The organism is Mycobacterium celatum (assembly GCF_002101595.1).
GTDB lineage: Bacteria > Actinomycetota > Actinomycetes > Mycobacteriales > Mycobacteriaceae > Mycobacterium > Mycobacterium celatum.
This window is the reverse complement of the sequence record NZ_LQOM01000046.1, coordinates 163161-176634: the sequence shown is the minus strand read 5'-3', so window position 1 is coordinate 176634 and position 13474 is coordinate 163161. Positions and strand designations below refer to the sequence as shown.

The window sequence follows — 13474 nt, the reverse complement described above, 5'->3', positions numbered from 1 at the left end:
TCAGATGGGTAGCTTGCGGAAGATGGGCCGCGGGATGTGTCGCAACACCATCATCACATAGCGGAATGCTCCTGGCGCCCAAACTAATTCCTTACCTTTCGCGGATGCGGTGACCGCGAGGTTGGCGACGTATTCTTTGTCGACGGTCAACGGCGCTTCTTTGATGTGGGCGCTCATCCGGGTCCGTACCTGACCGGGCCGGATCACCAGCACGCGAACGCCGTACTCGCGCAACGCCTCACCGAGGCCCAGGTAGAAGCCGTCCAGTCCGGCCTTGGTGGAGCCGTAGACAAAGTTGGAGCGCCGGACCCGCTCGCCGGCGGCGGAGCTCATCGCGATGATCTGGCCGAAGCCCTGAGCGCGCATCTTCTCACCGAGCAGCACACCTACCGAAACCGCTGCGGTGTAATTGACTTCGGCGATCTGCACGGCTTTGCGCTGGTTCTGCCAGAGTTCTTCAGCGTCGCCGAGCAGCCCGAATGCGACGATCGCGACGTCGACATCGTCGTCGGCAAAAGCCTGCTCGATCACCTTGGGGTGACTGTCGGTGTCGAGCGCGTCGAAGTCGATCACTTCGACGGCCTTGGCGCCGGCGGCTTTCATCTGTGCTGCGGCGGCATCGCGGCCGGGGTCGTCGGGCATGCAGGCCAACACAATTCGGGCATGCGCGTTCTGCAGGTAGCGCTCGCAGATGGCGAGCCCGATTTCGGAGGTTCCCCCGAGTAGCAGGATGGTCTGCGGATTACCTACGGCGTCAAAGACCATCTACAGCAGCTCCAAACGTCGGGCCATGTCGGATACGAACACCCCGGTCGGATCGACTTTGCGGCGCACCGCAATCCACTCGTCGATGCGCGGATACATGGCGTGGAACATCTCGGCGGTGGTGCGGGAGTCCTTGGCGGTGTAAACGCGGCCGCCGAATTCCAGGACACGACGGTCGAGTTCATTGAGAAATGCGCCCAGTCCGGGCTTGATCTGGAAGTCGACACAGACGTTCCAGCCTGGAATGGGAAAGCTCAGCGGCGCTTGGTTGCCCGGGCCGAAAAGCTTGAACACGTTGAGGAACGAGTAGTGGCCGGACTTCTGGATGTCGGACATGATGCCCTTGAACTGCTCGACGGCGTCGGTGGGCACCACGAACTGGTACTGGCCAAAACCCGCAGGACCGTAAGCACGGTTCCACTCTCCGACCATGTCGAGCGGGTGGTAGAACTGCGTGAGGTTTTGGGCTTTGCCGCGATAGGTTCCGGACTTTCGGTACCACAGCTCGGTCATTGCACCGAAGATCAGCTTGTTACCCAGTCCGCTCGGAAAAATGTCTGGTGTTGTAAAGTATTGCGGCGCATCGAATTTCAAAGGATCGCGCTGCAATTTTTTCGGCAATTGGTCAAGCCGGGCCAGTGAGCCGCGGGAAATCACGGCGCGCCCGAGCTTCGGCGGAGGGCTGATCGCGTCGAACCAGGCCGATGAATAGGTGTAGTTGGCCTCGCTGCCGTCGCTGTGGAAGGCGATGGTCTCGTCGAGCCCGGCGGTCACGTCACCATCGGCGATGAAATACGCCGTCTCGGTCGGGGTCATTTCGATGGTGGCGCGTAGCACGATGCCGGTCAGCCCGTTGCCACCCACGGTTGCCCAGAACAGTCCGGCGTCTTCGCCGTCGGGAGTGAGAGTGCGAATGCTGCCGTCGGCCATCAGCAGATCCATGGACCGCACATGTTCACCGAAGCTGCCCGCGCTGTGGTGGTTCTTGCCGTGGATATCGCAGGCGATCGCACCGCCGATGGTGACCTGCCGGGTGCCCGGCAGCACCGGAACCCACAACCCGAACGGCAGTGCGGCTTTCATCAGCTGGTCGAGGTTGACTCCCGCATTAACGTCGACAAGGCGAGTGTCGGCGTCCATCGAGTGGATACGGTTCAGCGCCGTCATGTCGATGACCAACCCGCCGCCGTTTTGCGCGTTGTCGCCGTAGGAGCGGCCCAGGCCGCGCGCGATCACCCCGCGGTCGCCCGCGTTGGCCACCGCCTTGGCGATTTCGTCCGGGTCGGGGGTGGAAAGCACCGTGGCCACCGAGGGGGCCGTGCGGCCCCAACCGGTGAGGCGTTTGGTCGTCAACATCGTCAAAGAGGGTACCGCCTGGGCGGGCGCCGTCAGCGCAGCCGGAAGATCACCGAGCGCTGCACGACGAAGTTGATCACCGAGGCGGTGCCCTGTGCGATCACGAAGGCGACCGGCACCGCCCAGGCGCGGTAGTCCAGCAGCGCCAGGCACAGGTGGTTGAGCCCGACCTGTACGGCGAAGGTGACGCCGTAGAGCCCCATGACGACCAGGAATCGGGCGGTGCTCGGCTCGGCCTGGAATGTCCATCGGCGGTTGATCAGGTAGGCCGTGATGGTGCCGGCGACAAAGCTGGTCGCCTTCGCCAGGTCGACCTGCAGGCCCGCCGTCTTGTAGAGCAGCACGTAGAGCCCGAAGTCGACGATCGCCGAGAGGCCGCCGGTGACGACGAACCGCCACACCTGCGTGCTCAGACTCAGGTGCGCGCGCGGCGGGGCGATCTCGGCCATCGCGGGGAGTCTACGGGTCGGGTGGGCTACGTCGGGTATTTGACGTCGAGCAGCTCGACCTGGCTTTCGCCTGCAGGCGTCGTGTAGGTGACCTTGTCGCCCGGTTTGCGGCCCGACAGTGCCATGCCCAATGGACTGCCGGCCGTCAGCGTCTCGGCTTCACGGCCGACCGGGGTCTCCTCGACGACGGAGATCACGTGCATGGTCACCACCGAACCGTCGGCGAACCGCACGGTCACCTCGGTGCCTCCGGGCAGTGTGCCGGTTCCGTTCGACGGCGAAGGCCCGGTTCGCAGCAGCCGGTCGAGTTCGACGATCCGCTCGTCGAGGCCGGCCAGCTCGTCGGCGCGCTGGATGGCGTCGGCGGCGTCGGCGTGATCGCTGACGCTGCCGCGGTCGTTTCTGACCTCGACCTCGAGGCGTTCGCGTCGTTCCCGGAGCCGATCCAACTCCGCGGCAATGCGTTCGCGCGACGCATCCGAAAGCCCCGTAGATTCGACTTCCTCGCTCACCTTCGAACCTGTCCTCAGGGCGCAGCGGTGATTACGGCCGGAGCGCCTCGATTGTTGTCTTCAGTTTGGTCCTGATTATTCCTATGGCGAATCGGCGTGGTGGCGTTTCGCTCTCACGAGTGGCGACGGCCTCTGCGTCCGCGAAACACGTCCTCGACCTTCTCGCCGGCGCCCTTCAGCTCCGATTTGGCTCGATCCCCTATGCCACGATTTTCGAGCCTGCGGTTACCGGTGACGCGGCCGATGGTTTCCTTCGCCCTGCCGGTCAGCTCCTGCAGCTTGTTTCTGGCTTTGTCTTCCGCACCCATAGTCAGCCCTCCGTCCGTCGGGTCCATCGGATACCCACCGAGGCGTGCGCTCAACCGGCGCCGAGATCGCCGCCACGGTCGTGGTTTGCCTCAGAACCACAGCCATGGTGGCGATCTCGTGAGGCTTTACACCCAGTACGGCACGCGGGCGCGGTACTGCCGCATGGCGAACGCCGCGAAAATCCAACCCACGACCGTCAGCACCACCACCACCGCCCAGTGCCGCAACTCCTGGTGGGCGCCCAGCAGCGGCGCCCGCACGATATCCAAGTAGTGCAGCAGCGGGTTGAGTTCGACGATCTTGCCCCACCGGCCCGCGCCCTGCTGCCGCAGCGTGTCGTCGTTCCAGATGATCGGCGTCATGAAGAATAGCAACTGCACGACGGAAAACAGCAGTGGGCCGATGTCGCGGTAGCGGGTGGCGAGGATGCCGAAACACAGCGACACCCATACCGCGTTGAGCACGATCAACCCCAGCGCGGGGATCACCGACAGGTCGGCCCACGACCACGGCTTGGGATAGATGATCGCGATCACGACGTAGATCACGATGTTGTGGGCGAACAGGATGACCTGCCGCCACACCAGCCGGTAGACGTGCAGGCTCAGCGGCGCCGGCAATTGCTTGATCAGGCCCTCGTTGGCGACGAACACGTCGGCGCCTTCCATGATCGCGGCGTTGATCAGGTTCCAGACGATCAGCCCGAGCGTGACGTAGGGCAGGTGTACCGCCAACTCGAGGTGAAACAGCTTGGAGTACAAGCCGCCCATCGCGACGGCGGTGGTGCCGGTGGCGATCGTGATCCAGAACGGGCCGAGCACCGAGCGGCGGTACCGCTGCTTGATGTCCTGCCAGCCCAGGTGCAGCCACAGCTCGCGACGGCGGAAGCCGTCGACCAGATCACGCCAGGCTCGCGTCAACGTCTTGGACTCCGATGCGATGTCGGTGATCGTCATGGCCTGCCGAACCTTTCGCGACGGCCCAAGCGCCGCAACCGAATCCACTCCGCGAGGCCCTTGATGTCGCGGCGCGACACCAGGAAGAACCAGCCGAACCGCAGCCACTCCTGCAGCAGCAAGCGCCGCAGTCCCGGCTGCGCGAGCAGGTAGCCGCGGTTGCGGTAGGTGTAGAACCGCTTGGCCGGGTCTTCCGGATATTGGGTGTGCATCCGCCCGCCGAGGATCGGCTTGAACTCGGCCGATCCGCAGGGGTGCAGATAGGCGGTGTTAAGGCAGGTCCCGAACGGCAGACCGGAGCGCACCAGCCGGCGATGCATTTCCACCTCGTCGCCGCGGATGAAGAGCCGGAAGTCGGGAACCCCGATCGCGTCGAACGTCGACGCGCGAAAGAGCGCGCCGTTGAACAACGATGCGATGCCGGGCAGCAGCTCCTGACCGTCCTCGGTGCGCAGCTCGGCCGCGAAGCGCCGCCACACCAGCCCACGGCGCAGCGGGAACGCCAGCCGCGCCGGCTCGTCGACGTTGCACACCATCGGCGACACCTCGGCCAGGGCGTGCTTCTCGGCGCACGCCAGCAGGGTGGCCAGCACCCGGGTGTCGGCCGGGTGGCCGTCGTCGTCGGCCAGCCACACCCAGTCAGCGCCCAATGCCAAGGCATGTAGGATGCCGAGCGCGAAACCGCCTGCGCCGCCGAGGTTTCGGCGCGACCCCAGGTATGTCGTCGGGATCGGCTGGCCGGTCACCAGCTCGCGGACCCGGTCTTCGTTGGCGTTGTCGACCACGATCAGGTGATCCGGCAACCGGGTCTGCGTAACGAGCGCATCCAGCGACTTGGCCAGCTCGTCGGGTCGCCGGTGGGTGACGACGACGGCGCAGATCATCCGGGAACCTCGTCGAGCACCTCGCGCACGTGCCGGGCGGCGTCCTCGCCCTCGTAGGCGCGCACGACGTCCTCGATGCCGCCGGTCATCCGGATGGTGCCGTGGTCGATCCACATCGCGGTCTTGCACAACCGCGCCAGGAACTCGTTGGAATGGCTTGCGAAAACCAGGATTCCCGAACGCTCCACCAGCCGCTGCAGCCGCGTCTGGGCCTTTTTCAGAAACTCGGCGTCCACCGCGCCGATGCCCTCGTCGAGCAGCAGGATCTCCGGGTCGATGCTGGTGACCACACCCATGGCGAGGCGCACCCGCATACCGGTGGAATAGGTGCGCAGCGGCATCGACAGGTAGTCGCCGAGTTCGGTGAACTCGGCGATCTCGTCGACCTTGGCGAGCATCTGGCGGCGCGTCTGTCCCAGGAACAGGCCTCGGATGATGATGTTCTCGTAGCCGGAGATCTCCGGGTCCATCCCCACGCCGAGATCGAAGACCGGCGCCACCCGGCCGGTGACCGACGCCGAGCCGCGGGTGGGTTCGTAGATGCCCGAAAGTAGCCGCAGCAGAGTCGATTTCCCGGCGCCGTTGTGCCCGACCAGCCCCACCCGGTCGCCCAACTCCAACGACAGGGTGATATCGCGCAGCGCCTCGATGACGACGACGTTGGAGGTGTTGCGCCCGATCGTGCCGCCGGCCTTGCCCAGGAAGGTCTTCTTCAGCGAGCGCGACTTGGCGTCGAAGATGGGAAACTCCACCCACGCGTTGCGCGTCTCGATGTGAGGTGCCGCCACGGACGTCTACTTACAGGTATTGCCCGGTGCCCGACTGACCGTGTCCGCCGCGGCTGACCCCCGGCGGCAGCGCGCCGTGGCGCATCTGCTCGAGCTGCGCGCGGGCGGCCATCTGCTGGGCGAACAACGCCGTCTGGATCCCGTGGAACAGGCCTTCCAGCCAGCCGACCAGCTGGGCCTGCGCGATCCGCAGCTCGGCGTCTGAGGGCGTGTTGTTGCTGAACGGCAGCGTCAACCGGTCGAGTTCTTCGCGCAGCTCCGGCGCCAGCCCCTCTTCGAGCTCGCGGATGCTGGTGGCGTGGATCTCGCGCAGCCGGTTGCGGCTGGCGTCGTCGAGCGGGGCGGCGCGGACCTCCTCGAGCAGTTGCTTGATCATCGTCCCGATCCGCATCACCTTGGCGGGCTGCTCGACCAGGTCGGTCAGCGACTGGTCCTCGTCGTCGTCGGTCCGCTCGGCCATCAGCCGCGGGTCCACGCCGATGATCTCGACGTTGTCGTCGCTGTTGTCGGTACTCAATGCAGTCACCATCCTCGTCATGATTCAGAAAGTCGTCGGGGCGCCGCGCCACTCGTAGATCCGGGCTTCGCCGTTGTCATAGATCTTCACCCACGACTTGGACTTCTCGAGTGAGACTAACCCGTCGGGCATTGCGAATCCCCGGACCGTCGGCGTGCTGGTCAGGACGTAGCGGATATTGAGTACCCGAATCGCCTCGGCCGCCCGCGGGTCGGTGTCGGCGTCGTCGGCGTAGGCCCAGAAGTTGAACCGGTGGTAGCCGGGGCCCTGCTGTTGTGGGTAGTCGTAGTGGGTCCACAGCGGGTGCAGGCCGGCCACCGCGTACATCCAGGCCGTGCCGTCGGTGTTGCCGTTGCCGATCAGGGTGTCCCGGGCGCCGGGCAGCCTGGCCAGATACGCCATCGCCTCCAGGTCCCGCTGGTCGACCATCACCGAGTCGTACTTGTCGCCGAATAGAAACCGGTGCCGCGGAAAGTAGTGCCAGGTGCTGACCAGGATGGCTGCCAGCAGCAGCGCTGCGGTGGCCGAGGCCAGCGCCGGGGCGGGCAGCCGCCGGCCCGCCAGCAGCCGGACCAACAATGTGACCACGGTGAACAGCCCGACACCCGCCATCAGCATCAGAGGCAGCGTCGTCGCCGCCGCGATCCGGCGCGGATCTTTGTAGAAGAACTCGCCGAACCCGCCGGCCAGCCGTCCGATCGGGCCGCCCAGCGGTGTTCCGGCGTCGACGTTCACCACGATCAGCAGCAGCCACACCGCCAGCGGCCACCAGATCCTGCGGACCAGCAGGACGAACCCGCCGACCGCCGCGACCAGGATCAGCGCGTACTGCACCGGGAAGTCGTTGAGGTGGCGGGAATGCTGGAACACCGCGTCGAATAGTCCGCGCTTCTTGGACAGGTAGGTCAGAAAGGAGTGTCCCGCGATGATGTCTTCCTGTTGCTTGACCGCCCAGAACTGCGGCAGCAGCACCAGGGCGGTCGGCACCGCGACGGCGGCCAGAGTCCATACGTCGGCGAGCCGGCCGCGCACCGGCTGCCACAGCGCCTCCAGCAGCCACCACGCCGCCAGCAACAGCACGACGACGACGCCGCCGGTGATGTGCACCGAGAACACCCCGACGAGCGCCAGCACCGCCAGCGGGATGCGGTCGCGGTGCCGCAGCGTGGACGTGATCAGCGCGAACGCGGGCACCGCGAGCCCGTAGGCGGTCAGGTTGGGCATCGCGGCGGTGTCGAACTCGACGTAGGGAATCGCGGTGAACGACGCCGACAGCGCCGCCGCGGTGGCGGCCGCGCCGGCGGTGCGCCACTCGCTGGTGTGGGCGCGCAGTACCCGCCAGGTGAGCACCGCCGCGCTGACCGGAAACAGCCAGATGGCCGCCGCCAGCGAGCTCAGCGTGTAGCCGGTGGTGGCGGCCACGCCGGTCAGCTGGCAGTCCACCGCGGCCAGGGCGTGAAACGCCGACGGGTAGTACAGCAGCGCGTGGGTCTCCACGTTGCGCAGCTCACCCATGTGGGTCGACGACGCCTGCCCGGTGTCGAGGATGAATTTGACGGTGTTGGCATGCCAGACCGCGTCCCAGGTGCTGGGGATCGATTGCCAGTGCGGGATGCCGCGTAGCGCCGCGTACCAGATCAACAGCACACCCAGCAACACACCGGCGGCCACCGTGGCGGCCGCCCAGCCGGTCACCGCCCGCGCTTCGCCTTCGGCGTCGCGGTAGCGGGCCAGCAGCACCCGCAAACCTGCCACCAGCACGGTGACAACGACCAGAGCCGCGAGCGCTGTCCAAGCGTTCCAAGGGATTCCGACGGCGCCGAACGGGATGATGGCCAGCGCCACAACGCCGTAGGTCAGGGCGGGGCCAACCGCGATCGAGATGGGCCAAGTTAGCTGAGCGCTGCGTGCGACGATTGCCCCCGGCACCATCAGCAAAAACAAGGCAATTAGCGTTCCGAAGGTCAGCCCCACTCGACTAGTATGGCTGGCCGGGTGACCTGGCTCGGGACGGCGGGGACGTATCTGGGCGCCCCGCTACTGTCGCGGTTTGCGGAATTGCGGGAACTCTAAGGTGGCTGGCATGGCATACGACGTCGCCCGAGTGCGCGGACTACACCCCTCGCTGGGTGATGGTTGGGTGCACTTCGACGCGCCGGCCGGGATGCTGATCCCGGACTCGGTAGCCACCACCGTGTCGACGGCTTTCCGCGGCTCGTTCCCCAGCCCCACCGGCCCGCACCCGTCGGCGCAGCGCAGCGCCGCCGTGTTGGAGGCGGCACGCCAGGCGGTGGCCGATCTGGTCAACGCGGACCCGGGCGCAGTGGTGCTCGGGGCCGATCGCGCGGTTTTGCTGTCGTCGTTGGCCGATGCGTCGTCGTCGCGAGCGGGCCTGGGTTACGAGGTGATCGTCACGCGCCTCGACGACGAGGCGAATATCGCGCCGTGGCTGCGCGCAGCAAACCGGTTCGGGGCAAAGGTGAAGTGGGCCGAGGTCGACATCGAGACCGGTGAGCTGCCGACCTGGCAGTGGGAGAGTCTGATCGGCAAGTCGACGCGCCTGGTTGCGGTGACGTCGGCGTCGGGGACGCTGGGCACCATCACCGATCTGCGCGTGGTGACCAAGCTTATCCACGACGTCGGTGGTTTGGTGGTGGTCGACCACTCCGCCGCCGCACCGTATCGACTGATCGACATCAACGAGATCGACGCCGACGTGGTGGCCGTCAACGCGGTCGGCTGGGGCGGTCCGCCCGTCGGGGCGTTGGTGTTTCGCGATCCGGCCTTGATCAACTCGTTCGGCTCGGTGTCGACGAATCCGCACGCCACCGGCCCGGCGCGACTTGAGCTCGGCGTGCACCAGTACGGACTGCTGGGCGGTTTGGTCCGCAGCATCGAATATCTGGCCTCACTGGACGAGTCAGCCCGCGGTACCAGGCGCGAAAGACTGGTCGTGTCAATGGAATCCGCGGCTACGTACATGAACCAGATATTCGACTATCTGATGACGTCGCTGCGCTCGCTGCCCCTGGTGGTGGTGATCGGCCAGCCCGAATCGCGCATCCCGGTGGTCAGTTTCGCCGTGCACGAGGTGCCCGCCGAGCGGGTGGTACAGCGGTTGGCGGACAACGGAATTCTGGCGATCTCCAATGCCAGCTCGCGGGTGCTCGACGTGATCGGCGTCAACGACGTCGGTGGCGCGGTGACCGTCGGGCTGGCGCACTACTCGACGATGGCCGAGGTCGACCAATTGGTGCGCGCCCTCGCCTCCCTTGGGTGAGCAGACGCAGAATCGTACGATTCGCTGCGCGAACGTGCGATTCTGCGTCTGCTCGCGGGCGCTACAGCGTGAGCACGATCTTCCCGGTCACCCGTCCCGCCGACAGCATCCGATGAGCCTCCGCGGCTTCCTGGATCGGCATGCGCGCGCCAATGACAGGACGAACGCGGCCGTCGGCAATCATCGGCCACACTGACTCCACCACCGCGGCGACGATGACGCTCTTGCCGTGCGGGCCGTCGACGGGTCGGCCCCGAAGCGCGGTTCCGATGACCCGTGCCCGTTTGCTGATGAGCTTGCCGAGGTTGAGCTCGCCCTTGACGCCGCCCTGCAATCCGATGACTACCAGCTGACCGTCGTTGGCCAGCGCGTCGATATTGCGGTCCAGGTAGGCGGCGCCGATGATGTCCAGGATCATGTCTGCGCCGGCGCCGTCGGTCGCCTCTTTGACCCGGGACACGAAGTCCTCGTCGCGATAGGCGATGGTCACCTCGGCGCCAAGCTCGCGGCACAGTTGCAGCTTGGGCGCCGATCCCGCGGTGATCGCGACCCGCGCGCCCAGGACCCGGGCGACCTGGATGGCGTGGGTGCCGACACCGCTCGCGCCGCCGTGGATCAGGATTAGCTGGCCCTCGCGCAGGTGCGCCGTCAGCACCAGGTTGGACCAGACCGTGCACGCCACTTCGGGCAGCCCGGCGGCGTCGGCCAGGTCGACACCGTCGGGAATCGGGAGAACCTGACCAGCGGGAACGGCGACGTATTCGGCGTAGCCGCCGCCCGCCAGCAAAGCGCAGACTTCTTGCCCGACGGACCAGCCGGTGACGCCGTCACCCACCTCGGCGATCACCCCCGACACCTCCATGCCGAGCAGCTCGCTGGCGCCGGGCGGCGGGGGGTAGTGACCGGCGGCCTGCAGCACGTCGGCCCGGTTGACGCCGGCGGCGCTGACCTTGACCAGTACCTCACCGTGTGCCGGCTTGACGTCGGGCACCTGCTGCCACAGGAGTTGATCGGCGGACTCGGCAACGATCGCATGCATGGCCGCCACGCTACTACCTGCGAATTCCGACTGTTCCAAAGCCGCTGTGTCGCATAGCATGACGTAATGGGCGGCCTCATCGACGGCCGGACAGCCAGTGATATGCCCGGGCTGGATATCGCTGAACAAAAGTCGTGGCAGAACTTCCTGGATTCCGCGTTGCGGTTGTATGCGACGCTCAACCGCCGACTGACCGAAACGCACCAGCTGTCGCTGTTCGACGTGCGGGTGCTGGAGATGCTCGACAGCGCGCCCGCCGGGTCGGTGCGGATGGGGGATCTGGCCGAGGCGTTGTCGTCGCTGCCGAGCCGGCTGACTCGGCAGATCCGTCGCCTGGAGGTCCAGGGGTTGGTGCGGCGCGAGGCCAGCCGCGACGACCGGCGCGGGGTAGTGGCCACGATCACCGACGACGGCAGAACGGCGGCGCACGAGGCCATGGTCACGTACGCCCAGGGCGTGCGGACCCATTTCCTCGGCCAGTTGTCGCGGTCGCAGATCGCCGCGATGGGCGAGAACTGCCGGCGCATCAGCACCGCGCTGAAACTGTCCGGTCGGTCATCGAAGATCTAGCTGCGGGTCGCCGCGGAAAACTACCGCCCCGATACGCTTGTCGGCGGTGGCGTGGCAGAGCGGCCTATTGCACTCGCCTTGAAAGCGAGAGACGGCTAAAACCGTCCGGGGGTTCAAATCCCTCCGCCACCGCTGAATCTGGTCAGACCTGGTCTGGTCCAATATGCTGTGCTTATGGTCGCCGACACCGTCAACGTCTACGACGCGAAGACAAACTTCTCGCGCCTGCTCGCCCGTGCGGAAGCCGGAGACGAGATCGTCATCAGCCGCCACGGCCGGCCTGTCGCGCGCCTGGTCCCCTACAAGCCCGACCGGGTGGAGCGGAAACCGGGCCTGTTGAAGGGCAAAATCAAGATCGCGCCTGACTTCGACGATTTCTCGACCTCGGACGAACGCGACTGGTATGGGGCATGAGGGGGCTGCTCGACACTCACGTTCTACTTTGGTGGCTCGCTGACGACACGAAGCTGTCGGCTGCTCATCGTGCGATGATCGCGGAACCTGACAACGAGCTCTTCGTCTCCGCTATCACCGTCGCTGAGGTTGCGATCAAGGCCTCTCTGGGAAAGCTGAAGGCTTCGGGGTTTCACGAGTCGTTGCATGAGGCGGGCTTTTGTGAATTACCTTTCACCGCAACGCATGCCGAGGCTCTGGGCGAGTTGCCCTGGCACCACCGAGATCCCTTCGATCGGATGCTCATTGCCCAGGCCATCGCCGAACGTTTAGACCTGGTGACAACAGACGCTCGGCTGCAGGCTTATCCAGTCGTCTGTGTGTGAGACTCAGCGATCCCGCGGAATCTCGCCGGCAATGAGGTCCATCAGCGCCGTGTAGCGCTTGGGCGCAACGTCCTTGCCGGGCTTGCCGCTGCTGACCAGGCCTGCCGCGAGCTTGCGCTGCGGGTCGGCCCAGATGGCGCAGTTGACCAGGCCCAGGTGTCCGAACGCCGCAGGCGCGTTGCGGCCGAACGGCCCGAACCTGTTGGAGCCCAGCATGAATCCCGTGCCCCAGCGCAGCGGCGCGCCTCCTGTCGCCACATCCGGTCGCAGCCGGCGACATTCGCGCACCGCACTCTGCAGGGTCTGCGGGCGCATGATCCGCACGCCGTCGAGTTCGCCTCCGCGGCGCCAGATTTCGGCAAAACGCGACAGCTCGTAGGCGTTCGACACGGTGTTCGACGACGGGACGACAGTGGTGAGGAACATCGGTGTGTTGGAAAGCGGGATGATCTGGTGTACCGTTCCGCCGATCGCCTTACGGAAGGCTACCGCGATCGGGGCGGGTAGTTGCCTGCCGGTGGCGTGGCTGGGTGCCACGAGCGGGAGATCCTGTTCAGCCACACCGAAATTGGTCCAGCGGAAGCCCAATGGGTCGAGAATCTCGGCGGCCAGAATCTCGCGGATGTCCTTGCCGACAGCGGCATAGACGATCTCGCGCATCAGCGGACCCCAGGTCAGCGCGTGATAGATGTGCACCAACCCGGGCCGGTACAGCGGCCGCAGCTTGCCGAGCTGTTCCTGCGCGTACTCGTGGTCGTCTGCCCGCTTGAGGTCCGGCCGGGGACCGGTGGGGAACGGGACACCCGCACTGTGCGTCAGCACGTGCCGGATCGTGGTGCGGTCCTTGCCGTGGCTGGTGTAGGTCGGAATGTAGTCGCACACCCGGTCGTCGAGCGAGAACTGGCCGCGTTCGACCAGCATGTGCACCACGGTCGCGGTGATCGCCTTGGCCGTCGAATACACACAGAACGGGGTGTCGGTCCTGACGGGAATCTTCTCGGCGTCGGGCGGATCGGTTGGGCCGTTGCCCCAGCCGTGCCCGATCGCACGGTTGAGCACCACCTTGCCGTCGTGCCACAGGCACAGCTGAATCGCGGGATGCATCCCCGCCTGATACCAGTAGCGGGCCGCCTGCCAGATGCGTTCGACCGCCGCGGGATCGATCCCGGACTGGTCTTCGTCACCAATTGCGGTGACGGCGTCGAGATCGGCTGGGACGCGGATCCTGCCGTCGTCTGTCATGCGTGCCTCTCTTCGAAAAATGAGCTGA

At 66.1% G+C, this 13474-nt stretch carries 16 protein-coding genes and 1 tRNA gene; 5 read left to right on the top strand and 12 right to left on the bottom strand.

All coding sequences use genetic code 11. The features are described from left to right. The 10 genes from dprE2 to AWB95_RS20105 all read right to left on the bottom strand — a co-directional run bounded on the left by dprE2 (position 1) and on the right by AWB95_RS20105 (position 8510). Entirely contained in the window at positions 1–765 is a 765-nt protein-coding gene (dprE2, locus tag AWB95_RS20150; RefSeq protein WP_062540302.1) for a decaprenylphospho-beta-D-erythro-pentofuranosid-2-ulose 2-reductase, read from the bottom strand. Further along, entirely contained in the window at positions 766–2121 is a 1356-nt protein-coding gene (dprE1, locus tag AWB95_RS20145; RefSeq protein ID WP_062540303.1) for a decaprenylphosphoryl-beta-D-ribose oxidase, read from the bottom strand. Between the two features lie 32 nt (positions 2122–2153). After that, positions 2154–2570 (bottom strand): GtrA family protein, encoded by a 417-nt coding sequence (locus AWB95_RS20140; protein ID WP_062540304.1) that lies wholly within the window; start codon positions 2568–2570, stop codon positions 2154–2156. A 26-nt stretch (positions 2571–2596) separates the two neighbouring features. Next, positions 2597–3082, bottom strand: coding sequence for a GreA/GreB family elongation factor (locus AWB95_RS20135; RefSeq protein ID WP_062540305.1), 486 nt, complete (start codon positions 3080–3082; stop codon positions 2597–2599). A gap of 113 nt (positions 3083–3195) precedes the next feature. Beyond that, entirely contained in the window at positions 3196–3390 is a 195-nt protein-coding gene (locus AWB95_RS20130; RefSeq protein ID WP_062540306.1) for a CsbD family protein, read from the bottom strand. 126 nt (positions 3391–3516) lie between these two features. Continuing rightward, positions 3517–4347 carry a galactan export ABC transporter permease subunit Wzm/RfbD gene (gene wzm, locus AWB95_RS20125; RefSeq protein WP_062540307.1) on the bottom strand — a complete coding sequence of 277 codons (831 nt, stop codon included), beginning with the start codon at positions 4345–4347 and terminating at the stop codon, positions 3517–3519. Beyond that, positions 4344–5231, bottom strand: a complete 888-nt coding sequence (gene glfT1 / locus AWB95_RS20120) for a galactofuranosyltransferase GlfT1 (RefSeq protein WP_062540308.1) — start codon at positions 5229–5231, stop codon at positions 4344–4346. Before glfT1 ends, wzm begins: the two co-directional genes overlap by 4 nt. Further along, positions 5228–6019 (bottom strand): galactan export ABC transporter ATP-binding subunit Wzt/RfbE, encoded by a 792-nt coding sequence (wzt, locus tag AWB95_RS20115; protein ID WP_062540309.1) that lies wholly within the window; start codon positions 6017–6019, stop codon positions 5228–5230. Before wzt ends, glfT1 begins: the two co-directional genes overlap by 4 nt. A gap of 10 nt (positions 6020–6029) precedes the next feature. Beyond that, positions 6030–6560 carry a bacterial proteasome activator family protein gene (locus tag AWB95_RS20110; protein WP_180276006.1) on the bottom strand — a complete coding sequence of 177 codons (531 nt, stop codon included), beginning with the start codon at positions 6558–6560 and terminating at the stop codon, positions 6030–6032. Continuing rightward, complete coding sequence (locus AWB95_RS20105; protein WP_085168554.1) at positions 6561–8510, bottom strand: DUF6541 family protein; 1950 nt, start codon at positions 8508–8510, stop codon at positions 6561–6563. It abuts the gene before it with no gap. A gap of 109 nt (positions 8511–8619) precedes the next feature. Here AWB95_RS20105 and AWB95_RS20100 point away from each other — a divergent pair, with 109 nt between their 5' ends. Continuing rightward, on the top strand, positions 8620–9816 hold the full coding sequence (locus AWB95_RS20100) for a cysteine desulfurase-like protein (protein ID WP_062540658.1): 1197 nt from the start codon (positions 8620–8622) through the stop codon (positions 9814–9816). 61 nt (positions 9817–9877) lie between these two features. On the opposite strand, the gene AWB95_RS20095 is transcribed toward AWB95_RS20100, so the two are convergent. After that, entirely contained in the window at positions 9878–10855 is a 978-nt protein-coding gene (locus tag AWB95_RS20095; RefSeq protein WP_193830650.1) for an NAD(P)H-quinone oxidoreductase, read from the bottom strand. Positions 10856–10921: 66 nt separating this feature from the next. On the opposite strand from AWB95_RS20095, the gene AWB95_RS20090 reads away from it, so the two are divergent. The 4 genes from AWB95_RS20090 (at position 10922) to AWB95_RS20075 (ending at position 12204) form a co-directional block, all read left to right on the top strand. Beyond that, on the top strand, positions 10922–11425 hold the full coding sequence (locus AWB95_RS20090; protein ID WP_062540660.1) for a MarR family winged helix-turn-helix transcriptional regulator: 504 nt from the start codon (positions 10922–10924) through the stop codon (positions 11423–11425). A gap of 45 nt (positions 11426–11470) precedes the next feature. Continuing rightward, positions 11471–11557 (top strand) — tRNA-Ser (locus tag AWB95_RS20085). Between the two features lie 42 nt (positions 11558–11599). Then, positions 11600–11839: a type II toxin-antitoxin system Phd/YefM family antitoxin gene (locus tag AWB95_RS20080; protein ID WP_062540661.1), complete on the top strand. Its 240-nt coding sequence runs from the start codon at positions 11600–11602 to the stop codon at positions 11837–11839. After that, on the top strand, positions 11836–12204 hold the full coding sequence (locus AWB95_RS20075; RefSeq protein WP_062540662.1) for a type II toxin-antitoxin system VapC family toxin: 369 nt from the start codon (positions 11836–11838) through the stop codon (positions 12202–12204). The genes AWB95_RS20080 and AWB95_RS20075 overlap by 4 nt, the downstream gene beginning before the upstream one ends. A 3-nt stretch (positions 12205–12207) precedes the next feature. On the opposite strand, the gene lipE is transcribed toward AWB95_RS20075, so the two are convergent. Then, complete coding sequence (lipE, locus tag AWB95_RS20070) at positions 12208–13446, bottom strand: lipase LipE (RefSeq protein ID WP_085168553.1); 1239 nt, start codon at positions 13444–13446, stop codon at positions 12208–12210. Positions 13447–13474 lie beyond the last annotated feature (28 nt).